General features: G+C 52.1%; 19 protein-coding genes and 1 pseudogene. 10 read left to right on the forward strand and 10 right to left on the reverse strand.

Annotated features, from left to right (window positions below; all coding sequences use genetic code 11):
• Positions 1–27: 27 nt before the first annotated feature.
• Positions 28–2,862: a GAF domain-containing protein gene (locus tag NDA02_RS10265; RefSeq protein WP_348254903.1), complete on the reverse strand. Its 2,835-nt coding sequence runs from the start codon at positions 2,860–2,862 to the stop codon at positions 28–30.
• A gap of 235 nt (positions 2,863–3,097) precedes the next feature.
• Here NDA02_RS10265 and NDA02_RS10270 point away from each other — a divergent pair, with 235 nt between their 5' ends.
• On the forward strand, positions 3,098–4,300 hold the full coding sequence (locus NDA02_RS10270; protein ID WP_348254905.1) for a quinone-dependent dihydroorotate dehydrogenase: 1,203 nt from the start codon (positions 3,098–3,100) through the stop codon (positions 4,298–4,300).
• Between the two features lie 326 nt (positions 4,301–4,626).
• Positions 4,627–5,082, forward strand: a complete 456-nt coding sequence (locus tag NDA02_RS10275; protein ID WP_190790025.1) for a DUF3531 family protein — start codon at positions 4,627–4,629, stop codon at positions 5,080–5,082.
• Between the two features lie 29 nt (positions 5,083–5,111).
• On the opposite strand, the gene NDA02_RS10280 is transcribed toward NDA02_RS10275, so the two are convergent.
• Positions 5,112–5,477 (reverse strand): single-stranded DNA-binding protein, encoded by a 366-nt coding sequence (locus NDA02_RS10280; RefSeq protein ID WP_190790026.1) that lies wholly within the window; start codon positions 5,475–5,477, stop codon positions 5,112–5,114.
• Between the two features lie 747 nt (positions 5,478–6,224).
• Between NDA02_RS10280 and NDA02_RS10285 the strand changes: the two genes are divergently transcribed.
• The 3 genes from NDA02_RS10285 to mreD are packed head-to-tail and all read left to right on the forward strand — an operon-like array spanning position 6,225 to position 8,686.
• Complete coding sequence (locus tag NDA02_RS10285) at positions 6,225–7,268, forward strand: rod shape-determining protein (protein ID WP_347277815.1); 1,044 nt, start codon at positions 6,225–6,227, stop codon at positions 7,266–7,268.
• Positions 7,269–8,114 carry a rod shape-determining protein MreC gene (gene mreC, locus NDA02_RS10290; RefSeq protein WP_190790028.1) on the forward strand — a complete coding sequence of 282 codons (846 nt, stop codon included), beginning with the start codon at positions 7,269–7,271 and terminating at the stop codon, positions 8,112–8,114. It abuts the gene before it with no gap.
• Entirely contained in the window at positions 8,111–8,686 is a 576-nt protein-coding gene (mreD, locus tag NDA02_RS10295; RefSeq protein WP_190790029.1) for a rod shape-determining protein MreD, read from the forward strand. The genes mreC and mreD overlap by 4 nt, the downstream gene beginning before the upstream one ends.
• A gap of 57 nt (positions 8,687–8,743) precedes the next feature.
• Here mreD and NDA02_RS10300 read toward each other — a convergent pair whose 3' ends face one another.
• On the reverse strand, positions 8,744–10,942 hold the full coding sequence (locus NDA02_RS10300; RefSeq protein ID WP_190790030.1) for a phosphoketolase: 2,199 nt from the start codon (positions 10,940–10,942) through the stop codon (positions 8,744–8,746).
• A gap of 91 nt (positions 10,943–11,033) precedes the next feature.
• Between NDA02_RS10300 and NDA02_RS10305 the strand changes: the two genes are divergently transcribed.
• Together NDA02_RS10305 and NDA02_RS10310 are read left to right on the forward strand one after the other, a co-directional pair.
• Complete coding sequence (locus NDA02_RS10305; protein ID WP_348248696.1) at positions 11,034–11,378, forward strand: hypothetical protein; 345 nt, start codon at positions 11,034–11,036, stop codon at positions 11,376–11,378.
• 62 nt (positions 11,379–11,440) lie between these two features.
• Positions 11,441–11,671: a hypothetical protein gene (locus NDA02_RS10310; protein WP_190790032.1), complete on the forward strand. Its 231-nt coding sequence runs from the start codon at positions 11,441–11,443 to the stop codon at positions 11,669–11,671.
• Between the two features lie 874 nt (positions 11,672–12,545).
• On the opposite strand, the gene murI is transcribed toward NDA02_RS10310, so the two are convergent.
• The 3 genes from murI to NDA02_RS10325 form a co-directional block, all read right to left on the reverse strand.
• Complete coding sequence (gene murI, locus NDA02_RS10315; RefSeq protein ID WP_190790033.1) at positions 12,546–13,421, reverse strand: glutamate racemase; 876 nt, start codon at positions 13,419–13,421, stop codon at positions 12,546–12,548.
• Between the two features lie 238 nt (positions 13,422–13,659).
• Positions 13,660–15,084, reverse strand: coding sequence for a cation:proton antiporter (locus NDA02_RS10320; protein ID WP_190790044.1), 1,425 nt, complete (start codon positions 15,082–15,084; stop codon positions 13,660–13,662).
• Between the two features lie 537 nt (positions 15,085–15,621).
• Positions 15,622–16,434 carry a carbon-nitrogen hydrolase family protein gene (locus NDA02_RS10325; protein WP_190790034.1) on the reverse strand — a complete coding sequence of 271 codons (813 nt, stop codon included), beginning with the start codon at positions 16,432–16,434 and terminating at the stop codon, positions 15,622–15,624.
• Positions 16,435–17,288: 854 nt separating this feature from the next.
• Here NDA02_RS10325 and NDA02_RS10330 point away from each other — a divergent pair.
• Positions 17,289–17,834 (forward strand): FHA domain-containing protein, encoded by a 546-nt coding sequence (locus tag NDA02_RS10330; protein WP_190790035.1) that lies wholly within the window; start codon positions 17,289–17,291, stop codon positions 17,832–17,834.
• A 201-nt stretch (positions 17,835–18,035) separates the two neighbouring features.
• On the opposite strand, the gene rpsU is transcribed toward NDA02_RS10330, so the two are convergent.
• On the reverse strand, positions 18,036–18,215 hold the full coding sequence (gene rpsU / locus NDA02_RS10335; RefSeq protein ID WP_190504446.1) for a 30S ribosomal protein S21: 180 nt from the start codon (positions 18,213–18,215) through the stop codon (positions 18,036–18,038).
• 396 nt (positions 18,216–18,611) lie between these two features.
• On the opposite strand from rpsU, the gene murF reads away from it, so the two are divergent.
• Complete coding sequence (gene murF, locus NDA02_RS10340) at positions 18,612–20,018, forward strand: UDP-N-acetylmuramoyl-tripeptide--D-alanyl-D-alanine ligase (RefSeq protein ID WP_190790036.1); 1,407 nt, start codon at positions 18,612–18,614, stop codon at positions 20,016–20,018.
• Between the two features lie 7 nt (positions 20,019–20,025).
• Here the strand turns inward: murF and NDA02_RS10345 are convergent, their stop codons facing one another.
• Both NDA02_RS10345 and NDA02_RS10350 read right to left on the reverse strand, forming a co-directional pair.
• On the reverse strand, positions 20,026–21,225 hold the full coding sequence (locus NDA02_RS10345) for a M23 family metallopeptidase (protein WP_242067128.1): 1,200 nt from the start codon (positions 21,223–21,225) through the stop codon (positions 20,026–20,028).
• Between the two features lie 215 nt (positions 21,226–21,440).
• Entirely contained in the window at positions 21,441–22,292 is an 852-nt protein-coding gene (locus tag NDA02_RS10350) for a biotin--[acetyl-CoA-carboxylase] ligase (RefSeq protein WP_190790038.1), read from the reverse strand.
• An 82-nt stretch (positions 22,293–22,374) separates the two neighbouring features.
• Here NDA02_RS10350 and pgeF point away from each other — a divergent pair, with 82 nt between their 5' ends.
• Positions 22,375–23,205, forward strand: a complete 831-nt coding sequence (pgeF, locus tag NDA02_RS10355; protein ID WP_190790039.1) for a peptidoglycan editing factor PgeF — start codon at positions 22,375–22,377, stop codon at positions 23,203–23,205.
• Here the strand turns inward: pgeF and NDA02_RS10360 are convergent.
• Positions 23,202–24,542: pseudogene (locus NDA02_RS10360) on the reverse strand (dihydroorotase). The gene pgeF and the pseudogene NDA02_RS10360 overlap by 4 nt on opposite strands.
• Positions 24,543–24,573 lie beyond the last annotated feature (31 nt).

Here is a 24,573-nt window from a genome sequence, read left to right on the forward strand (position 1 = left end):
TAGACCGGCCTGGAGCGGGATGATGGCTTAGAAAAATGTGCTCATTCCGTCGCCCCGGTTAATCTGGGTTGTAGAAATGCCAGCGGCAACGGGAATCATCAGGCGGCTGAGAATTCGATCGTCTTCCAGGCGATACAGCTTACACTCGCCACCGAGCTGCTGCATTAAAGTCTGGCAAACGTAGAGGTGTAGTCCGGGTGGCTGATCGAGTGTCGAGGGAGCTAGCAAATCTGCCATTCTGCCTGCATCAAGTTCTTGGAGCAATCGCTGTTCGATCACGCCATGATCGGTAATCGACAGTTCGAGCCAGCGATCTTCCACCTGACGACACCAGATATCGAGCCGTCCACCCAGGGGCGATCGGTGACAGGCAGCACTTAGCATTTCATAAAGCACAAACTCGATTTTTGGGATATCGCCGCCGATGCTCAAACTCGCTTCGTTGTGAACCTGTGACCAGAGCTGACGCTGTTTAATAATCACATCAACTCGCTCTAGCGATCGTTTGAGTAGGCTTGCCAGCGGGATCGACTCATATTCTTGATGGAGCTGCCAGCGTTCATGTTTCAGAACGGGTGTGAGCGAGGTTAGCGTATTTCCAAGATGACGCAAGGTTTGCTGATATCGCATTGAGGCAGTAGCATCCTTCTGGTTGCCTAATTCGTTGAGCCGCCGCAGGGCAATATTTAAGATGCGATAAACCTCGTCTAGCCGCCGCATTTTGTACCAGTTAATCTGGGAAAGCCGCTGACGCTGATTCACCAGGGTTTGGGTCAGGATCAGGTAACGGCGACACCAGGCAAACTGAGTCATTAGGGTTCCCAGGGCGGCCAGCTGGCTTCCTGCCAAATTAGGAGAAGTTTTCTCTCTGCCAATCAAGACGATCGCTGTAGGTTCGTGATCAGGAGCCGTTCGCAGCGTCAGCACCAGCAGTTGACCGATTTCTGCGCCGTTGAGCCAATGGCGGGTTTCGGGCGTGACTTCTTCGATCGTCAGGGGCAGGAGCCCGTCGGTCTGGAGGGCAGTCTGAACCAGCATATCGGTATAGATGGGGATCGGCAGCTCGGTAGCAACTCTGAATCCCGGCTTAGCAACAACTGCGGTGGAGATCTGAGCGACAGTGCGTCCGGGCTGCCAGCTAATGAGTGCCGTGAGTGGAGCCTGGAGCAACTGAGCAATGTTCTGCATCGCAGACTGCTCTAGAACGTCCAGTTCGGTTGCCTGCTGCATAGTGGTCAAGCCCCACTGCACCACCTGAACGTTTTTCTGAAGCTGCTCGGTCTGATGCTGAAGCTGAAACTGATGTAGCAGTAGCCCGATTTGCTGACTGACGACGCGGAGCAATTCCCGATCGGCACGGCTCCAGCTTCGGGGCGCTTCATGAGCCACTACCAATAGCCCTTCGATTGGCTTTCCAATCGCACTACTACAGATCAGGAGCGATCGAACCTCCAAATCGAGAAACGGTTTTCGCCAGGTCATCAGCTTCAGGTCGTCTTCCAAATTTTCAATGCTGATCGCTTCGGTCGAGCGTTCTAGCATTTGCCAATCAACCGGATTTAGTGCGACCAGCGGAGCAACCAGCGGACGACGGTTTTTCGGCTGATGCTGAAAACAAATGTCAAACTGCTCCTGATCCCCGTTGTACAGCAAGACCAAAAACCGTTCGACGTTAAGCCGTTGGCATACCTGCTCAGCACAGCGTTTTAGACTGTTGCGCCAGTCATCTTCGCTGTACAGGGCGCGGGAAACTTCAGCCGTCAATATTTGATCCTGTTTCACCTGCTGGATCGCGACTTCCATTTCTTCAAGCGGAGCGGTCAGGGCAATGAGCTGCGCCGCCCCCCGCATAAAGCTCTTGTCTTCCTCGGACCAGATTCTTGCCTCTGTGCCTTCGATCGCCAGAAAACCGCGTAGTTCTCCCTGAAACAAGATTGGAGCCGCAATCAGCGATCGAGTCTGGAGCTGCTGCATCAGTCGTCCGGTTGTATCAGCTTTAAAGGAACTGTTTGCCTCGCCAATACATACGAGCTGGTCAGCAGTGAGCGTCTGGTAGAGGCTGCCGATGTCCTGCACCAAAATTTTAGTTTCGGCTTCGCCTGGAGAAATTGCCCGGTTGCCTGTGCGTCGCCAGAAATAGCGGTGTTCCCGCTCGTACCAGTAAATATTGGTTCGGTATGAAGCAGATCCACCCTTGAGAGAATCGGGCACGATAAAGCGATGGGTTTCAGCCACGATCGCCTCGAGTCGCTTGGCCAGGGTAGGCAGCGATCCCAGCTTTGAAAGCAGCAGCAAGAGCGGTTCATCGGGGCGCTTGGTTTGCTGCCGCTGTGCCTCGGTCTCAATTTGAAACAGGGCTTCTGCAAATCCGCCGAGCACCATGCTTAAGCGGGCTTTTTCTTCGATGTGCGGAGATGTGCCCCATAGCAGTGCCCCCAGCATCACTACACCAAAACACTGCCCCTGATGCCGAATTGGAAAAATTGCGGTTCCTTGAATCCCCATTCTTTGAGCAACGGTACGCCACCCGCCTGCCCTGGATTCTTCTCGCAGATCGGGAACGGCGATCGGTCGCTGCTGCATAATGACCTGTTCGAGCAAGTCGCCCGGATTCAGGCTCACCTTTTGCTTTAGCAGCGATGGCTCTCCTTTGGGTAGGCTGCCTCCCTTTCCGATTAGCAGCTGCTCCGCCCGGTCGTATAGCCCGATCCAGACTAGACCGTAATCAAACTCTGCCTGAAAGTAGTCCAACCCAATTTTGATCAAGCCATCGATCGTTTTTTCCTCGCGCAGTGCTTGCAGCGTTCGTCCCAGGGCAACGAGCTGTTTTTCATAGCTTGATGGCTCTTTCGGCAACCCCATTACTTCCTAACTCCGGTCGATGCAGGCGGCGCATAATTAACCTGGCTCAGTACAAATTCCACTAGGAAGTAGAATAATCAATGGGCAAATCCATTGAACACTTCCCGCAATCGCTAGAGTTCCCTAAAAATTGGCTTTGCAATCTGGCGATCGAATTCGGTGCAATGGTCAGGTTGACGAGTAATCTGGAGAAAGAGACACCTGTTTCCTTTCCCCACTCTCACAACATACACGCTTGAACGCTTCAGACTTTCATCCAGACCTTTATCAAGCCTTGCTGCGACCGCTCCTGTTTTCAGGAATGGTCGGCGATCCAGAGCAGCTTCACCATCGGGCAATTGATTTATTGCAGTGGCTTGATCGCGATCGCGGTTTTGTCCAGCCTCGACTGCGGCATTTTTTGCGCCAAACCTGCTGTTTTGAGAATGCAATGCTTCAACAAACGCTGTGGGGGCTAAATTTTGCCAATCCGATCGGTCTAGCAGCAGGCTTCGACAAAGACGGAGTTGCATCCGGTATCTGGTCAGAGCTGGGGTTTGGCTTTGCGGAACTGGGAACCGTCACCGGTCATCCTCAGCCAGGAAATTCGCAGCCGCGCCTGTTTCGGCTACCGCACGATCAAGCAATTCTCAACCGCATGGGCTTCAATAATCAGGGGGCGGCGGCTCTAGCAGAACGGCTGCAATCAAGACAGAGTGCGGCTCGGTGCTCCTCGATCCCGTTGGGGATCAACCTGGGTAAATCAAAAGTGACCCCACTGGAAGAAGCGGCGGCTGACTATGGGGCAAGTTTTCGCCTCCTGCAAAACCTGGGAGACTATTTCGTGATCAATGTCTCTTCGCCTAATACCCCCGGACTTCGATCGCTTCAGGCAACTGAGCAGCTCGAGCCCATTCTGTCTGCACTGCAAGCCGAAAACCAATCTCAAAAACCTTTGCTGATCAAGATCGCGCCCGATCTGGAATGGGAAGCGATCGAGTCTGTGCTGGCTCTGGCACAGCAGCATCAATTAGCGGGAATTATTGCCACCAATACCACCATCCGTCGAGATCAGCTTCAAACTGAACGCCTGAGCGCAACCGGAAAACTGCTAACCGATGAGGCAGGCGGCATTAGCGGTAAACCTGTGCGCGATCGATCGACCGAAATCATCCGATTTATCTATCGTCAAACCCAGGGCAGCCTGCCTATTATCGGGGTGGGTGGCGTGTTCAGTGCAGCGGATGCCTGGGAAAAAATTACGGCAGGGGCGAGTCTGGTGCAGGTTTACACAGGCTGGGTGTATGAGGGACCGTGGATGGTAAAGCGAATTTTGACAGGGCTGGCTGAAAAACTGCAAACTGAAGGCATTGCTTCACTGAAAGAGGCGATCGGCGTTGCGGCTGAGGGTCAATCTGTTCATTCTTCTGTTTCGTTCTCGATGTCAGAGAATGTTTAACCGTTATGATTCTCGGTCGAACCGCTCGCCTAGACCATGTTTTGCGATCGCAGATCAGTGAGATACAGAGTCCGCTACGCCCCCTAAATTCCCCAACGAAGAACTTTGAGTGAATCAGAAGTTTCCTGGGATTGAGGGGTTAGAAGCTGCAACAATTTTTAAGAGATGCCCAGTCCTCTCATTCTGGAGGGAGCCAAGCCTGCTCAGAGTTTAAAATTCCCCTAAGTTGGAACCCAGACAGGAAAACAGCGGGGGCAGTGCAGGATCTCTGCAACTTTATCAAGCCATTTTTAACTCGATATTTCTACCCTTCTACTTTTTTCGTTATGCAGGTTGAATTCCGCGAATGCAATTTCTTTGATCTCTGGCTCTGGCTGGAGTTTGAGTCCGTTCCTTCCCTAATGGAGCAGCAATACGTTGAGGAAGTGTTCAACTCCTGGTTTTTGCTGGGCAAGTTGGGCGGCTTCAATGCCGAAAACCTCCAGGTACAAGAGGCAGGCAGCGATATTAGCTATCTGACCTATGACCCAGAGGCTGCGGATACAAGCTTTATGGCACTTATGCACAACATGAGCGAAGTCGAGTACGAGGGAACCTGGGGACGTTGCTGGTTTGACCTCGGCACAAGCGATGCCCTTGCGCTCGACGTTTTGATCAATGCGCTGGGGCAGCTCAGCAAAGATTATGTCGTGATTAAGCGACTCCTCATTGGCGGTGAAAACGAGGATTGGCAAATTCCCGGCAATCGCAGACCCTCCTTTGTCGAGGATACTGACGCCTAGACAAATCAATCTAATCAATTCAAGGAAATTTAGAATTCGTCGTCGGAGTAGCTTCCTCCTTCTCCGGCTTCGTTCTCCCGCTTAGAGCCAAGCAGCTCTAGCCGATCGACGCGGACGATGGGCTTCGAGCGATCGGCTCCAGTGCTACGGTCTTGCCAGTAGTCAAACTTTAGTGAACCAGAAACACCAATCAGGCTGCCTTTGCGAACATAGTTGGCAGCCGTCTCAGCAGGCTTGCCCCAAATCTCAATCTCAAACCAATCTGGCTCATCGCTATTGCGGCTCAGTCGTTTGACTGCCAGCGTGAACCGACAAACAACGCTGCCCGACTCAAAGTACTTCACTTCGGGGTCGCGCCCTGCCCGTCCTACCAGCGTTACGGTGTTTAAGCTCATCTTGCCCTCTCTTTAACTCTTAGCAATATTCTCAGCAGTATTTCTAGCCGTTGTCGTGCGGGTCTTATGCTGGTCTCGTGCTGGTTTTGCCCATGTCGATCGCAATCGATCAGGTTTGAACCGAATCAAGTTTTAGACCAACTTCTGAGCAACGGATTCAACCTAGTCTAGCGACTACAGACTGTGCTGACTAAAAGCACTCACTGAAAGTGGTACTTGCTAGAACCAAATTTAGTATGAATATGAATCAAAACGGCACAGCTCAGGGCGGTATGACTTTGGCTTTTAGTATCTCTGTACTAATTGTACTCCCTTGGGGCGGGTATAGGCAAGATCAAAAACAGCTCCTGGGAACAGGGCTTGGCTAGTGCAGCGGTAGGAGGAACACAAGATTGAACTGCCTTTTTAGCAAGCTTTCACTGTAGGGGTAGGTAATACAGGCATCGCTCAAACAGTATTTATCTCAACAATAATAATTAGTGACGATCGTTCGCCCGCAAAAGCGATCTAAAATTAATTTCTCGCTCGCGTATCCTTAGAGTATTAGTCTAAAGAGTACTGATCTAACTCGCTTCCAGAACCATTTGCAGAATCTACCTTTTTGGGAACGAGCTAGAAATGCGATCGTCATCAAAGATGATTGACTAGACTCTGTAATCAAAACGTAATAGAATCCTCCATGTAATTTGGTCAGACCGTCAACCCAGACCAAAGCCTCTGCACTAAACTTGGGAGCTTAGAGAATTAGTGGGTTTCTTCAATCGCTTCTCATTCTCGCGTGATATGGGTATCGACCTCGGTACTGCCAACACGCTTGTCTATGTCTCTGGTAAGGGCATTGTTCTGCAAGAGCCTTCGGTAGTCGCGATCGACTCGGAGCAAAAGCTGCCGCTGGCAGTCGGTGAAGATGCCAAGAAAATGTTGGGACGTACGCCTGGAAACGTGATTGCCCTCCGCCCGCTACGCGATGGGGTAATCGCCGACTTTGACACGGCTGAGCTGATGCTCAAACACTTCATTCGTCGGGTTCACGAAGGTCGCACCTTGGTTTCGCCCCGCATTGTGATTGGCATTCCCAGCGGCGTGACAGGCGTTGAACGACGAGCAGTCATGGAAGCGGCTTCCCAGGCTGGCGCAAGAGACGTTTATCTGATTGATGAACCCGTGGCGGCGGCGATTGGGGCAGGACTGCCTGTGCAAGAACCGACCGGAAACATGATTATCGACATTGGCGGCGGTACGACCGAGGTTGCGGTGCTCAGCTTGCAGGGCACGGTGCTGAGCGAATCTGTTCGGGTGGCGGGAGATGAACTCAGCGACTCGATTACCCAGTACATGAAAAAGGTGCATAACCTGGTAATCGGGGAACGGACTGCCGAGGAAATTAAAATCATGATCGGTTCTGCCTACCCAATGGATGACGATGATGATTCTTTGATGGAAGTGCGCGGTCTGCATTTGCTGTCGGGCTTGCCCCGAACAGTGACGGTGAAGGGACCAGAAATCCGCGAATCAATGGCTGAGCCTTTGTCGGTCATCATTGAGGCAGTCAAGCGGACGCTGGAGCGCACCCCTCCCGAATTAGCAGCCGACATTATCGATCGCGGCATTATGTTGGCAGGCGGTGGAGCACTGCTGCGTGGACTCGATACCCTGATCAGCCACGAGACGGGAATTGTCGTTCACGTTGCGGCAGATCCCCTGAGCTGTGTGGTGTTAGGAACCGGGCGCGTTTTGGAAAACTTTAAGCAGCTAGAGCGCGTCTTTAGCGGTCGTTCACGCAATTTCTAAATGTACGCAATTCGTCGCTGGTGGGACAAAAACGGAGTCAGAGTAGGCATCCTGCTACTGGCGGTTGGGGGAGTTTGGGTAATTCGTCAAACCCAGGGTTCACTGCTATTTGAACTTTATCGCGGTCTGTCGTTACCGTTTGCTCCTCAGGCAGCTCCGGCGGATCCAATTGCAGATGCCCGCGCCAGGGAGCTACAGCAAAAAATTATTGAACTCCAGAGCCAAAATCAGCAGTTGCAAGAGCTGCTGGGCTATGTGCAAAAGCGCAATGGTGCGGGAATTGTTGCTCCGGTCATTGGGCGCAGTGCTGACCATTGGTGGCAGCAAATTATTGTTGGACGAGGCGGTCGTGACGGGGTAGCAGCGGGTGCCGTTGTTTCGGGCGAGGGTGGCGTGATTGGGCGCGTGGTGCAGGTGACCCCCAATACTAGCCGCGTCCTGCTAATTAGTGATCCAACGAGTCAGGTGGGGGTGGTAGTGAGCCGATCGCGCAGTATGGGCTATGTGCGCGGGCAGTCTGCCAACCGGGTCGTAATGGAATTTTTTGACAAAGTGCCCGATGTGCGTCCGGGCGATGTAGTGGCAACGTCTGCTTACAGCCAGCTTTTTCCGCCCGGATTGCCGCTGGGGGTAGTTGAATCAGTAAATCTCAACAAAAGCCCTGCTCCAGAAGCGGTTGTCGCGCTGTCTGCGCCTGTAAGCCATTTGGAATGGGTCACGCTGTCGCCCAATCCTAAGTCAGAGTCAAACAATGCACCGCCTGAGCTACAAAGCAGGGGGGAAAGCGATCGTGCATCCGTTAAGGCAGAATTGGCGAATGCTGAGGCGGGGGGGCAAGGCTTTTGACTCCTGATATTTTGCGATGGCATCCCTACGCACGTCAGGGGTTGAGTTGGGCTATCACGATAATTTCGGTGCTGATTTGTCTGCTGATTTTACCCACCCGTCTGCCCGGTATGGAACTGCTGTCGGTGGGTCCAAACTGGTTGCTGATCTGGGTTGTTGCCTGGAGCGTAAAGCGAACGGCTTTTCAAGGCGCACTGGCGGGGCTGCTGTTGGGAATGCTTCAAGATGCAATGACTGCTCCAGAACCAACCCATGCGTTGAGTCTGGCGATCGTCGGGTTTCTGACCGCCCGCCTGCAAAAGCAACGCTACGTTCAGGAAGAGTTTATTTCAATCGCCCTGATTGTCTTTGGTATGGCAGTCGTTGCTGAAACCGTTACCGCTCTGCAATTTACCTGGATAGGTATTACTCAGTCGGATCTTCCCCATCGATCGCTGTCCGAAATCTGGACTTATCATCAGCGAATTGCGCTTAGCTCTGCCATTCTCAGCAGTTTGTGGGCACCCGCAATTTACTATCCTTTGAATCGCTGGTGGGAATGGATGCAGAGATTTGAGCAGTCCTCAAGCTAACGTCCGGTAACCTTTAGGGTAGGCATTACTTACCTACCCACTTATTAACCTGCTCTTTTACTGCGCTAACTCGATCGCTCGCTTCGCTAATCCTTCTGGAGTGATGCCATTAAATGCCATCAGCTCGCTGGCAGTTGCAGTCGTTTCGCCGCGCTTCCAAACGATCGTGTCCCGTTTAGCAGTACTACGAAGCATCATAGGTTCCAGCATTCCACTGGCTCCGCCTGTCACACCCAGAAGAACATCGCCGCCAAAGAAGCGATCGAATCCAGTCTCGTCGAGAAACTGACCGTCCGGCTCCGAGCAGGTCTCCCAGGACACATCTGAGGGGCGATAAAGCCGACGTGGACTGACGACGGAAACGATTCGCACTCCGTAGCCCTGCTGTTCAAGCTGAATCGCCGCTTCAAAGACGGGCAGCAAAATCATGTCGCCAATCACGGCAAAGACGATCGTTTTAGATCCACTGCTTTCTTGGAGGACGATCGCGCCTTCCTGCAAGCCCTGACGAGTTTGCTCTAGCGTGGTGTAAATCGGCAGCGGCGACTTACTAGCGGTAATCACAATCCCTTTATTTTGCGTGGTCAAGCCCCAGTCGTAGCAAACCTGGATACTGTTGGCATCCGGCGGAAACAACGGGAAGACATTACCATTTCGCATCATTGCCGCAAAATAGGCCTCGATTTCGGGGCGTTGGTGTGTCCAGCCATTGCGTCCCTGCTCTAGTGCGCCTGCGGTAAAGAGGGTCATTGTGGACGGCGTGGGGCGGCGCAGTTCTGCCATTGCCTGAGTTACCGTTTGCCAGATTGGTAAGCCGTTGATTGCAAACGATTCGTAGGAACACCAGAGCGTTCGTGCGCCCATCAGTGCCAATGCTGCCGCCAATCCTGCACAGGCATCTTCGCTCAGAGGTTCGTAGACCTGACCGTCGGGCTGCTGATTATAGAGCGGGTCAGTCGTTGGGTGGATAATCTTCAACGCCTGGTTGATATTAGCAATTCCAGAAGCTTCGTTGCCGTCTGCGTTGGTGACAAGATACTGGCGATCGATCTCCCCGACCTTTGCCACAAGCCGACCCATTGTCGTTGTTGCCACTTTCTTTTCGCCGCCGACTTCGTATTCTTCAAGCGGCAGTTGCCCCAGAGTGGGCAGGGGCAGAACCGATTCTGTCACCGCCACTTGGCTAGCAGGTCCACCCGCCGATCGCTCACAGTTGGTTCTCACCAGTTCCCAGGCGGCAGCAGGCAGAGCACGGGCTTTGAGCCCAGCCACGATATCCGGGTTGTCGAGCGTGTGATGAGCATAAAGGTTGTGGGATTTTGCGCCTCGCGCATGAACACCTGCCCCTTTAAGCTGCTTGATGATAAACACGGTGAGCTTTCCGCCTAGAGCCGATCGCGCCGCTTCGTTCACCCCATACAAAACAGACTTGGCAAAAGCAAGCCGCTGCTCCCACGAGAAAGCCGTGCTGTCTATAAACGTGCCAGACTGGTTTTGGTCGTCAAAATCTTTTGCGTCTACAAGAACGACTTCTTCAAACCCATTTCCATGCCAGTAGGCGATCATGCCTTCGTTACTTTGTAGCGACACCATGCTGTGATGTTCCTGCGAATAGCCGTTCCACACCAGCACAGGCAGGAAGTTGGTTACGCTCGGATACGCGGTGTGGAAGTGCGCTATGCTGCTCATCGGATACGGCTCACCCATCCCGCCATCGCCCAGCGTAAAGGGAAACAGCGTCTTCCGGTGGAGCAGTGCGGCTGCCATGGCAAAGTGCTGTCCCTGTCCGAGGGGACCCGCTGGAGCTAGAATGCCTGGAATGTAGCCGGAAAGGTGTCCTAATAGCCCATGCTTTTCGCGGAACCGATCGCGCAACTGCTGCACCGTGCCAATGCCCATTGCCTCCAGCGATCGATCGAGGAACATCGCGCTGTAAAATCCGGGTGCATGATGCCCCACTTCCGTCAGGATATTCTTGTGTCCCAGCATCACCAGCGCGGCATAAGCTTCTGCCTGGCTGGCAAACCCGCCCGGATGTCCCGATGCCTTGCTGCCCGTAACTTGCAGCGTCAGATAGCGCAGAGCATCTGCATAGAGCAGCGTCTGATACACTGCTGCCGGATCAGTGGGATCAGCGATCGATAAACTGCCCTCGGCAATGACAGGCGTTTTACCATAGGTGTCAAACCCCGGCAGCGAATCGCCGAAGTATTGGATTCCGTCACAAAAAGCAGGCACTTGGGTTACAGCAGCCATGAATTCAAATACCTCTCAAACCAGGAAGCGAGACGTTTACAAAGATATCAGCTCGTCGTGATTCGCTCATTAAGGCTGAGCGACAAGATCAATGCTGCGGTTAAACAATGTGGCATTCAACTTTAAACCATTGCCGGAAAACGTGCCCAGCGATCGGCTAAGCCATTCGCCAAATCATAAGGGTTTTCCAAACGTGCGATCGTCCGGTGACCCGTGGACTCTGTTCTACAGTAGGGTGATATTAGGACTGGCGTTTTGGATTCAACGTCTTTGGGTCGTGCAGCCGATCGATCGCGCGATTCATCAAACAGGCCGCCATGATGCAGCAAGACATACTGCTCACAGTTGCTGTTTCTGCCGCAGGATTACGGTCACCCTTAAGATCCTATCGCCTGATGGAATAAGAAAAAATAGTAATTGGCTGGATGAGCGATAAGAATTCATTGGGGGGAACGATTAGTCTGCTCCACGATTTGCAGCATTCGGTTAAGTGAACGGGTGACTAAACGATCGACCAAAGGTATGGAAAATTATCAGTCCGATTGGCACTGCTTTACCGTAGCTCTGGCAGACCAGGTTCTGGAAAGCAATGTCGGTCAACTCTCCATTGGTCACTGGAAATGCTATGGGGCTTATCGATCGACCGTGACTGACGAAACCCTGAACATCACGATTACCGCACAAAACCCTGATATTGATGCCCATTTAATGTGGCTAAGTATCTTATAGGCTCTAGAGGCAATGGTCGCTCATCAAGCGCCACTCTTCGCGTTGCTGATTGAGTTACGAATTGATTTGTCTCTAGCCGCTTTTTCTGGACGATCGCGAGCTGCTTTTTCCCACAAACTCAGTCTACATTACGAGAAATGCTACCCGTAGATTTACGGCCAGATTTTCTCTATAAAACTTAATAAAAATGTGAAAGATCAGCCTTGAAACCAGGCTTTCAACTCAGAAATCCTATGTTAGTCTGATAGAGAAGAATTTCAAAATTCATTCAATAGTTCGGCCGAATCAACTGCTAAGGTTGGCTCTGTTTCGCTTCGCTGATGTACCCTCTGAAAGCTTGCCTGCTGATTTCTTTTAGAGATCAGGAAGGTCAGGGTTTTTGTTAGCTGAATTTAGTATTTGGGTTCTCCCAAAGATGGGCTATGCCCTCCGAGACTCGTGCTTAGAGAGTGCATTGAGCTAGATTCAGTGTCAGTTGAGCGCTGGGTTCCTATTGGTTTCAGTCTGCTTGTGCAAGTTGTATGAGCAGTATATTCTATCGGCTGTTTATCTCAGCGATCGCCTGTGAGTGGTAGCACTCCAGCTTATTTTTGCATTCTTAATTCTTACATTACCCGCCTTATGAATTACGATTCTATCCCCATCATTATTCCGGTTCTAGCGACAGGGTATCTACTCGCAGTCTATTTGCTGCTGCGGCTGGCACAGCGATCGCGTGCATAGGTCAATGCAGATCACTGTCTAGAGCTAGGGATGGGTGCAGGCGGGATATAGATTCAGCGTTCCCGCTAAGATCACTTTTATACCCCACCCTTTTTATCCCTGGCCCTGATGTCAGCTTGAACTCTTTCTGGCTGTGCTTTCTGGCTTTTACTTAATCTGCCATTTCAAGCGACATGAGCTGCTTTGCCAGGGATGCAATGTCAATGTGCTGCACGATCGGCATACAGCCCAACCACTGAACTGAGAGCGCAGCAAAGCTGTCGGCACAGCCGCTTACACAAAATTGAGTGGGCATTGCCGTGCGCGTACTTCGCAGACCCAGCATTTCAAGTTCTTTTGCCGCCGCTCTCACCAAATGAGCTGCCGGATCAATGAGCTGAATCGAGCGGGGCAGGATCGATTTCAACACGGGTGCAAGGTGCGGGTAATGGGTGCAGCCATACACCAGCGTATCGATCTGCTGCTCTACCAGGGGCGCGAGGTATGCCTTGGCAACCTGACGAGTATAGGGGTCATGAATCCGATTCTGCTCGATCAGCGGCACAAATTCGGGACAACCCTGCTGCCAGACTTCGACATCGGGATTAATTTCCTGAATAGCCCGTCGATAAGCATTACTTGCTGCGGTTGCCGGAGTTGAGATCACCCCAATCCGCCGCCCACGCTGAACAGCTGCTCTGGCTCCCGGCAAAATGACACCCAAAATCGGGATATTAAATTCAGCTTGCACTTGCTCCAGCACGAGAGCAGAACTGGTGTTGCAAGCCATAATCACCATCTTGACGCCTTGCTGCTGCATCCAGAGCATGATCTCCCGGACGAATTGCAGGATCTCAGCTTGAGTGCGAGTGCCATAGGGTAGCCGAGCCGTGTCGCCAAAATAAAGGATTGACTCGTTGGGCAACTGGCGATATAGCTCTCGTAAAACGGTTAAACCTCCTACGCCGCTATCGAAGACCCCTATCCGGGCACGTTGCCGATCGCTTGAGTGAGGAACAGGCTGGACGGAGGATTGCAGAGATGTCATAGGGTGGAATGGTATCGAGGAACCCTGAGCAAGCACTGGCTCAGTCTGATTAGTCTGAACGGAGTTTGTAATCGAAAGTTTCATCCAGGAGACTCGGAAACAAGAGGAGATTAAAGGTCATCAGCGTTAGCAGATCGGTGTGAGGAAGTTAAGACGGTTTATATAATAGACGCTATCCGTAGCAATGGAATAGAGACAAAACGTAACGTTATCCACCCATAGCGTTTTGAGCTGACCGCTAGCGAGGATCTTGAATTGACTCTTGGTTGGCTGCTTGTGCGATTGCCTTTTCACTCTCTGGAGCCGCAGATGGCATTTGAAAGGCGGATCGCAGCAGCGGCGGAGCTACAAAGGTCGTGAGAATCACCATTACAATAATGGCGGCATTGAGTGATTCTGAAAGAACACCCGTAGCAGATCCTACGCCAGCAAACACCAGTCCCACTTCCCCCCGTGGAATCATCCCAATGCCGATCGCCAGCCGATTAATTCCCGGTTGACCGAATACTGCCAGCCCCGTCACCAATTTGCCAATAATGGCAACCACAACTAGAAACGCGGCAATGATGAGCCCTTCTCGATTGCCCGGATCGAAGGGATTCAGCACACTAACATCGGTTCTTGCGCCCACCACAACAAAAAAGATTGGCACAAAGATATCGGCGATCGGAATTACTTGTTCGTTAATCTCGTGCTGTTTCTCGGTTTCTGCCAGAATCAGTCCGGCGGCAAAAGATCCTAAAATTGCTTCTAGCTGAATCGCTGCGCCCACATAAGCCAACACTAAGGCAAAGGCAAACGCAGGCAGAATCAGCTTGCCTCGCGTCTGGATCTTGTTGGTCAGCGCAACAAAGTAAGGGCTGAGCAAGCGTCCGAGAAAAATCGCGCCAACCAAAAAAACGCAGGCTCCTACGATGAGATAAATAACATTGCCAATCTGGATTTCACCCGTTTTTGCCAGACTTGCCACTACCGCCAGCACAATAATGCCCAGCACATCATCTAGCACGGCTGCACCAATAATAATCTGACCTTCTCTGGTACTAAGCTGCTGGATTTCGGCAAGCACTTTTGCAGTAATGCCAATACTGGTTGCTGTGAGCGCAGCCCCCGCAAAGACAGCAGGAACGGCAGGAACCCCAAAGAGTAGGCTCAACCCGGCAGTGCCGATCGCAAACGGAACCGCTACCCCAACGACGGCAACCGCGGCAGCCTGCGGACCGACTTTGATCAGTTCTTTAAGATTGGATTCTAGCCCAATCTCAAACAGCAAAATGATCACCCCCAACTCAGACAGCACCGAGATCACTTCGCTAATTCCAGAGGCGACAGCAGGCGTTTGGTCAGGGGTTAGCCCGGCTGTCGCTTGCAGAAAATCAAGCAGCAGCGAGTTCCAAGTTTGGTCGCCTGCCTGCGGAAAGACTAGCAAATTAAATGCTGAGATGCCAACGACCACGCCACCAACCAGCTCTCCGAGAACTGGAGGAAGATTGAGCCGGGCGCAAACTTCGCCAATTAGCTTAGATGCAAAATAAATCACAACCAGGCTCAGCAACACGCCTGCTAAAACCAGGGGTGAATTTTCTGCTTCCGCTGCCGTTGCCAGAACGGGAACCGAAAGCCTTGAAAGGTCAGAAATCGCCCAAGCCGCGTAATCAACCATGCCGTTGGCAGAACTCATCCAGTCTACTGTACATGGTTCTTCATATAATGCAAAACAGCGGAGGGATGGATATCAAGAAATATGAATAGCTGTATGAATAACTGTCATTTGTGAAGGGTCACCGGTTGTTTGGGACTAACTGGTTTGGAACTAATTGTTCGGGACTAATGATGAGCCAGATGATAGTCATCTGTGAAAGCTGCACTTCGCATCGCTATGAGCTGCAAAGGGTTGAACCAGCGATGAGCTAAGTAGGTCCGTGGGATTAAACGTCATCTTCGTGAAATGGATTGGCGCAGCGTAACGCATCATTATTGGAGCTTCATTAGAGCTTCTGGAAATTGATCCGTTACGGCTTTGCTAAACCTAATAGCATTGCTAAATGGAAATAGGATTCTCGAATAGGGAGTTCTGCGCTAGAGGCGGCTTGCAACCACCCTTACAGAATTCATCCGTCGAATCAGCAACGCCAAATATCCTCCGGTTAATTACGCCTACCTTCATGAGTAAGCTGATCACAGATGACAAATGACTTTTTTACACAAACACTCGATGATTGAGAGCAGGCATTTGTCGCCGCACCTGTTCTAGGCGAGTAGGCTCGATCACCGCCAGGGCAATTCCCGGCTGATCGCCCGCATCAGACAGAATGATGCCCCAAGGATCGATAATGACAGCGTGCCCGTGGGACTGCCGCATTGCATTGTGTTTGCCCGTTTGAGCAGGCGCGATTACATAGCAGGTGTTTTCGATTGCCCTTGCCTGAAGCAGTACTTGCCAGTGGTCTTTTCCGGTGTAAGCTGTGAATGCTGCCGGAACAAACAGCACCTCTGCTCCCATTTGTGAAAGATGGCGATACAGTTCGGGAAAGCGGACATCATAGCAAACTGACAGTCCTAGATGCCCCAGTTCCTTAGAAGGGTAAACGGGCGGCAGTCGCATTCCGGCAAGCACAGTATTGGATTCCTGATAGGTATTGCCGTCGGGCAGGTTGACATCAAACAGATGCACCTTCTCGTAGCGGGACAGCTCTTCGCCACTGCTACCTACCAGCAAAGCGGTATTGTAAACCTTCCCTGTTTCGCTGGGAACCGGAAAGCCACCTCCCAGGAGTGTGATTTGATAGCGTTGTGCCATCGTTTTCAGGAATTTTTCGCTGCGCTGGGCGATCGTCTCAGCCTGGTCAATCTTGACTTGCTCATCTCCCAAAAACGAGAAATTTTCAGGCAAACAAATCAGTTCTGCGCCTTGCCGCACTGCCAGATCGATTAAATCTTCTGCCTGTGCCAGATTTTTTTCGACGTCTGGCTGACTGTTCATTTGCACTGCCGCAGCAAGATAAGACTTCATAGGAAAAAACCACTCGTAACGATGACAGTTGGGTGGGGATCGCCCGGATATCCTCAGTTTAATGGGTTTAAGGAACCGATCGACGGCTGTTGTAATGATTTCAAACGTTGGATGGATGTGCGGATACTTCGGAGTATCGCTGCTGGTCTAAACTCCGGCGAATTGTTCTTCTAACATACCCGCTAGACTACCCATTGCTTCACAAAGAATTGACGGGGAATGCCGCTGGGCAAAACAATTCTGAAAGGTTTATTTCAAGGGATTTATAGCCTCTGTAATCCTAGTGAACCCTGCGTGAAGCCCCAGTAAATTCTTGTAGGGAGCAACTTGCGAAACTGATTCGATCAGATTTAATCTTGTCAATATCCAGTTAAGTCAGGGTTAAGGATGCATCTTAACTGGACTTGTCCTGACGGTGTTTGGTTTTATCGTGTTTATCCTGCTCGTAATTCTCCCAAGATTTGGTAGCTAACAAGGGTGTACTGTAAACCCGTCATTAAACCAGTCAGTCATTAAGCAAGTTCAGCCTTCGTTTGTTCGGGTGCAGGTCTACTTCTAGATTTTTTCTTCATTTGCAGTCTAAGTCTGCACCTCAGTCAGGTTGTTGTAATTCCACAGCTTGTAATTTCGCATTATTAAATGCTGCGTGAAATTAGGTTGCGTGAACGTCCCGCTTGCATCAGCCGGATAGTTCACTACGCTGCTTTGAACCCACGACAAGCTCTGTTTCTCTGTTATCCCTTGAGTAGAACAGGGTGAATCAGGAAGCAGACTGAAACCGGCTGCCATCAGGAATGTGCGATCTGCGCCAGGAGCAATGGCTCTAACCCACGGTTGTACAGATTTTGAGCATGATGTCAAACCTGCCCCCTTCTACGGCTTCTTCTTCTAGCCCGCTTCACTTTCTTCAGCAGCATCCGCTTTTGCTCGATGCACTCCTGATGAACTGTAACTATGATCTTGATGAGGTGACGCGGCTGATTCAGCCTGCTCTGGCTGCCTCTGATCGCTGTCAGCGAACGCCCTACTATATCCAGGCAGTTGCTGTTGGCAATACACACTTTCTGATGACGAATGCAGCAACCGTTCAAGCCACCGAAATCACCCCCCAGCCTTCAACCTGGCTTGTGGGTCGTAGTCCTGCCTGCGCGATTACGATCGTCAATCGGCTCGTTTCTCGCTGCCATGCGGTGATTGGGTATCAGACAACCTACGGGTTCTATATTGCTGATTTAAGCAGCAGCAACGGTACACGGGTTAATCATCGGCGACTGGTTCCCTCAGAACGCTGTTCGCTTCAGGACGGTGATTTGTTGCAGTTGGGAGGACTCAAGCTAGAGTTCTTCCTGGTTTCGCAGGTGAGGCAGCTCGCGGCGATCGATGAAACGACCTGCTATTGAGTCGTGCTGAAGCGATCGATCGCACAAACCACTTGTACATCCCGCAAGATACAAAACAAGGGCACAGCAGATGTGCCCTCATCCTGCTATTACTGTCTCACCGTCTACTGTTTCACCATCAATGATGATTAGTGATGAATGATTAATGATGCTTTGTCAAGCCAGTTTGGCAAACACGATAACATCTCAGAGCCGCAGACTTTAGCGGAAGCGACGCTTGCGACGAGCCATGACTGCTTTACGCTTGCGCTTTTCGAGCGGAGTCTCAAAATGACGATGGCTCTTGACATCTGCCAGAATGCCCGCCTTGGAAACCTGTCGCTTGAACCGACGCAGCGCTGATTCAATTCCTTCGTTTTCTCCTAAGACCACTTGGGTCATTGCTTGCTGCTCCTTTTCTAAGATGTGAATGAGGTCAATCAAGAGAATTAAGGTTGGGGCGATCGAGTCATGATCAAGTAGGACTGGAGCAATCAAGACTGACAGAATAAAACCTGTGAAATCAGTCCGTGCCAATCGAACGACGACTGCTGCGATCGCTGCTAGACATTTTAAAAAGTCTGAATAGCTTCGGCAACTAACAGCGTTAAGGCGTATCAGATGCCAGACCAGTTATTTTACCCTGGTTTGTTTGGAAAAGTATAGAGGGTGGGGGATGCAGAGGAAGGTGAGGAGTGAAGGGGGTAGGAAACTGCGACGGATAGGCTACTGGACAAATTGGATGGTGGGAACTATGATTGCTGCTACTTTATCGAAGCAGTGTTCAGTAGGCTTAGCATGGTTAAGCATTTGCCGTTGGGTGAGTTGGTCGCGCTGTTGAAGGCAGTTCCGATTCGGATAGAGGCAGTTGAGCATCAGCGTCCGATGCGGATCAGTACCGATAGCCGCAGCTTGCAGTCTGGCGATCTGTTTATCGCGTTGCGGGGTGATCGGTTTGACGGCAATGATTATTTAGGAGTGGCTCAGCAGCAGGGGGCGATCGCTGCTGTTACGGACTGTCCTCCAGCCGATGCTGATTTGCCACTACTGGTTGTGAGGGACGCGCTTCAGGCTTATCAGACGATCGCTCACTGGTGGCGAAATCAGTTTGCAGTTCCCGTAATTGCGGTAACGGGTTCAGTGGGCAAAACAACGACCAAAGAGCTAATCACGGCAGTTTTGGCAACTCAGGGTAAGGTGCTCAAAACACAGGCGAACTACAACAACGAAATTGGTGTCCCCAAGACGCTGCTCGAACTCACCCCCGCTCATGATTTTGCAGTAATTGAAATGGGAATGCGGGCAGCCGGAGAGATTGCCCTGCTGACGCAAATTGCCCGTCCTACAGTAGCAGTCATTACGAATGTGGGAACAGCGCACATCGGCAGGCTCGGCTCAGAACAGGCGATCGCCGACGCAAAATGTGAACTTCTTGCAGAAATGGCTGCGGACGGAGTTGCAATTTTGAACTTTGACAATCCGCGCTTGATGCAAACCGCCGGTTGCTTTGCAGTTCCCGCAGGTGCAAATCGGCTCTGGGCAGGAAAGACAATTTCCTATGGGCTGACGGGTGGCGATGTTTTTGGGCAAATGATTGACCCATCGACTTTACAAGTTAACGAAATGACATTGCCGCTCCCGCTTCCGGGACAGCACAACGCGATGAATTATCTGGCAGCTCTGGCAGTTGCAAAAGCGTTAAACCTTTCCTGGGAGCCACTTCAGCAGGGCACTACGGTAGAACTACCGCAGGGACGGGCACGTCGCCTTACTTTGCCGCCGGATATTGTGATTTTGGACGAGACCTATAATGCAGGGCTGGAGTCAATGATTGCTGCACTGCATCTGCTGGCGCAAACGCCCGGAAGCCGACGGATTGCTGTTCTGGGCACTATGAAGGAGCTGGGCGATCGATCGCCTGAATTTCACCATCAGGTTGGAACCGTAGTGCGGCAGCTTGAACTGGATCATCTGCTGATTCTGGCTGACCTCGCAGAAAGCGAAGCTCTGGCAGCCGGGGCATTTCCCGTACCAACAGAGCAGTTTGATGGCGATGAAGCAGTAATCGATCGCCTCAAAGCCCTGATTCAGCCGGGCGATCGAATCCTGTTTAAGGCATCTCGTGCGGTAGGACTCGATCGCGTCGTAGAAGGATTGCGCCAGGCAGTTTTGTCAACGAATTGGGCTGAAGCTCAAACTGCCTGATTCTTTGCTAGTTGGCTGATGATCGAGCGCGTCCGTTTGCCTGAGCTAACTGAAGCGATTTCACAAACTGAGCTAAGGAATACTCCACAGCAGAACTTGCATCCATTGCTCTCCAGCCATCGGGAGTTCGCTTCAGATATTCAAAGTGCAGGTGCGGTCCGGTAGACATTCCGGTGCTGCCCACGCGCCCAATTACCTGTCCTTGCTGCACAGTTTCTCCGGGTTTGACAAACATCTCGGAAAGGTGAGCATAGAGCGTTTGCGTGTCTTCGGCGTGCTGAAGGACAATTGCTAAACCATAGCCGCCCATTTCGTCTGCTGCTTCAACCCGACCCGAAAACGCAGCCAGCACAGGGGTTCCCATGGGTGCGCCGAGGTCTGTGCCTGTGTGGAGGCGGCTCTGTCCGGTAACGGGGTGAACTCGCCAGCCAAACGCAGAGGTAATCACCGCCGGGATCGAGAGGGGAAAACGTAGATTGACATTGCCCAGCCGAAGCTGCATGGTAGGACGCACGTTCAGATTGTAGTATTCCCGTCCTGAAGGCGTAGTGCGACCGCCTGCACTGTAATCTAGACTGACCGAATTCCAGCCGCCGCTGACTGACCCACTCGAACTTGAAGCATACGAACTTGAAGCATAGCGGACATCTGAACTTGCAATCGGAGCCGGAGGACAAATACTTCCAGGAGCCGCCTGACCGGGTTGCAGCAATGCCTGGCAGCCGGTCGATCGCTCAGACAAAATTACATCTGGCTGGTCGGCGCGAGTTGCCCCCAGACTGTAAGCGGTCGTATCGATATAGTCTGCCTGCGGGTTAAAAGCGGCGGCAGCAGTGTCTGCCAGGTTGGGCGTTACCAGGACTGGAACCTGATAATCAGCAGAAGCAGAGCCGATTGAATCAATCGCTTCTCCGTCAGAAATTAGTGGTTCGACGGGCTCAGGAGCGGTCTGGGTAAGCCCACTTGAAACTTCAGGAGCCGCAACGGGGGCAGCAGGTTCAGGAGCCATCTCAACAGGCACAACCTCAGGAGCTGCATAAACCTCTGGTGCAGGAGCAGGCGGAGCTTCAATCGGTGCAGCAAGATCTGCCGCAGTTTGAGCAACGGCAAGGTTAGGACTAAGTAACCCTATACTGCTCAGACAAATTGCTCCGCTGAGCCAGAGCGAACGCTGATAAAAACGGCTGGTGTGGTGATTTTTTGTCATTCCAGATATCCCTTGCTGCAAACGGCGTTGAAACTGTCCTGCTGAGTGAAGGAAAATCGTGCAGCACTCCCGACACATCATAATCCAGATGTTTCAGAATGTCGCCTGTGTGCCCAATCTACTCATGAGACACATTCACGTAAAACTCATTCACTGATGTGAAAGCGATCGTCGCTCTTTCGATAGAAATTGTTCCCAAACTTCCCTTCCCTTCGCTACTCTCCTACCGGAACCTCATAGCCCAACGTAATGTCCCCTGGCTTTAAACAAACCTCGATCGTTCGATTGTTGCCCAGTTGCCCCCCAGGAGAATCGCTTTTGGGCTGAAGTAATACCCGCAGTTCTCCGGCTGGTGTGATTCCGAGCACTTGACCCGGCATGTTTTGATAATTGACCGATCGCCCGACGTTAATGAGCAGCGATTCGTAGGCAGGCAGAAAAGCGTTGATGTCGCGCTGTTGCCAATAGGTGAGACTGGCAGGGATGCTTTGTAACACGATCGCTGCCAGGGTCTCCATTCGGTCGATCGGCGGGATAGGCGGGACATTCTGTTTCTGAAATACCGTTTGCAGCGAGATTCCAGGATGCGGCACTGGATTTTTCCAGTTGATGCCGATGCCAATTACTGCCTGATGAATTCGTCCCTGCTGAGTTCGGCTTTCAGTCAGGATGCCGCCGAGCTTGCGTCCTTCGATGACCAGATCGTTGAGCCACTTAAGCTGTACCGGAATTTGTCGTTGTCGTAGCCCGATCGCAATTCCCCAGGCACTGGTCAGGGTCAGCAGAGCTGCATTTGCCGCAGGCAGATCCAGGTTCATTCCCAGAGAGAGATACAAGCCTCCGGGGTTAGACTGCCACTGATGTCCGCGCTGTCCACGTCCGGCAGTTTGGGATTGGGCGATCACGGCGACAGACTGCGAAGGGGTTTGTTGCAGGAGGTTCCAGGCGATCGTATTTGTGGAGTCAACGGTGTCGAACAGGTGCAGTGCGAAATTGGGTAGATCTCCGGGTATGGGCAGGTTGATTTGATGCAGTTCTGCCTCTAGCAAGGCGCGATCGAGGGTCATGGTCCTCCATTAATTTTTGTGATTTTGGCGTAAGCTAGCCTCAAGGCGTTTCGCTGTCCAGCTCCTTTTCCCCGGAATTCCTATGCATACCTGGCACTGGCAAACCTGGCAAGACCTACCTTATTTGACCTGTAGCCTGCTGAGGGACTGGTCGCACGGTTTCTTTACACAGCAGTTTTGGGTTCATGCCCCCGAAGATTTAGCAGAAGTTTTACAGCCGACCGCCCAGGTTTACCGGGTTAAGCAAGTTCATAGCAATACTGTGCTGACAGCGGCAGAGATCGATCGCACCTTTTCAGACGATGCGCCCTTAGAAACCGTTGCCGAATCTGATTCTGCCATGTTTCCCGAAGCGGATGGCATTGTCAGTGATGACGCCGATCAGGCGGTTTGGGTCTGTACGGCAGACTGTACTCCGGTGTTAATTGCCGATGCTGAGACTGGACAGGTTGCCGCGATTCATGCCGGATGGCGCGGGACTGCCACCCAAATTGTGCCCAGAGCGATCGAGCGACTTCAGCAGCAGGGCAGCCAGCTTCAAAATCTCAAAATTGCTCTCGGTCCTGCCATTGCCGGAGAAGTCTATCAAGTTTCGCTTCCGGTCGCCGCTCAGATTGGCAGCACGATCGTCTCTCCTGAAAGTTCTGCAGGTGAATCACCCGAGGCTGAGGTCGAAAGCCTGCTCAATGCGTTGAGCCAAATTCCCGATTCTCCTTTGCTGCCTGACCCCCAACCCGGACGAGCCAGAATTGACGTGCGGCGGACGATCGCACTTCAGCTTGAGCAGCTCGGAATTGCCTCTGATCAGGTGTCGATCGCCCCTTACTGCACGTATCAAACTCCCGAATATTTCTTTTCTTATCGGCGAGAACGGCTGAAGAGAGTTCAGTGGTCGGGGATTGTTTCGGCTTAGGGTGCGTCAAAGGTAAGTGCTTCTCCTCGGACATCTAGATTGAATTTGCCGCGATCGTACGCAATCTTGCCGCCTACGATCGTCATGACGGGAAATCCGGTGAGCTTCCAGCCTTCAAACGGGCTCCAGCCGCACTTGGTTTGCAGTTCCTCGCGAAGGACGGGGCGATAGGTATCTAGATCGACCAGTACCAGATCGGCATCGTATCCGGGCTGAATCAGTCCTTTGTTGGGAATTTTGTATGCCCTGGCGACAGCCGTAGACATCCAGTTTGTCGCCTGGGGCACGTGCAGGCGTCCCTGCATTGCCTGGGGCAGCATCAGCGGCAGAGAAGTTTCGACTCCGGGCATTTCTGAGGGCGTGTTAGGGTAGCCCTGCGCCTTTTCTTCGAGTGTGTAGGGGGCGTGGTCGGTGGTAATAAAGTCGAGAATGCCGTCTTTAAGTGCCTGCCAAAGGACTTCGTTATCGTGGGGCGATCGAATGGGCGGATTCATTTGAACAAGCGTGCCAATTTCCCCATAGGCAGCCGTATTCAGCAGCCAGTTGCTAGGGCGTGACTTCTGCCGTGACCCAGGCAGGCTTATCCTGGCGCAGCAGTTCGGCTTCTTCGGCAGTGGAGAAATGCAAAATGCGAAGCCGTCGCTGATATTTTTTGGAAAGAGAGAGGGCAAGCTGCGTGGCGGAAAGGGCTGCCTGATTGTCTTGAATTTGCGAGTGAATTGCCGGATCGGTGATGCCTGCAAACTGTTCGCGTCGCTGTCGAATTCGTGCCTGATCTTCGGCATGAACCGCAATGAGGCGATCGCCATAAGCAAAAATCCGCTCTAGTGCCGCTTCTTGATCAACCAACAGCGCGCCGTGCATCGATCCCATAAAGATTTATGATGCCGCAGGCAGGGTTTGCCTCTAGCAGGTTGGGCGATGCTTCCCCCGTCGCACCGATAAAAAAGCCGTAGTTGACCAGCGATTTTTCTGCTGCTCGCTTCAGCTTATCGTCTAGAGCCGCCTGAGTCGTAGTTAGTGGCTTTGTATGGGGCATCTCCAGAAACGAGGTAACTACTCCCCTTTAGCACAGGCACGGCTGGCAGTAGACAGGTCTTCTTTGTATTCCAGCCCTGGTTCCCGGAAATGTGCCTGCGGATCAATCACGCCTGGCAATAGCGTTAGCCCCGATGCTTCAACGATCTGCACCGCTTCCCCCCGATCATCAGGGGAGATTTCACCGCCAACTTGGGCGATCGTCTTGCCGCGAAGTGGACATCTCCGGTGGTAAACGTGCCGTCTGGCAGAAGAATCCGGGCTTGGCGAATGAGCAGGGAACTAGGTTGCGAAGTCATAGGTCAATTCAGGGTGAACAATTTCAGGGTG

The sequence above is a fragment of the Leptolyngbya sp. ST-U4 genome, assembly GCF_039962215.1.
Lineage (GTDB): Bacteria > Cyanobacteriota > Cyanobacteriia > Elainellales > Elainellaceae > Leptolyngbya_A.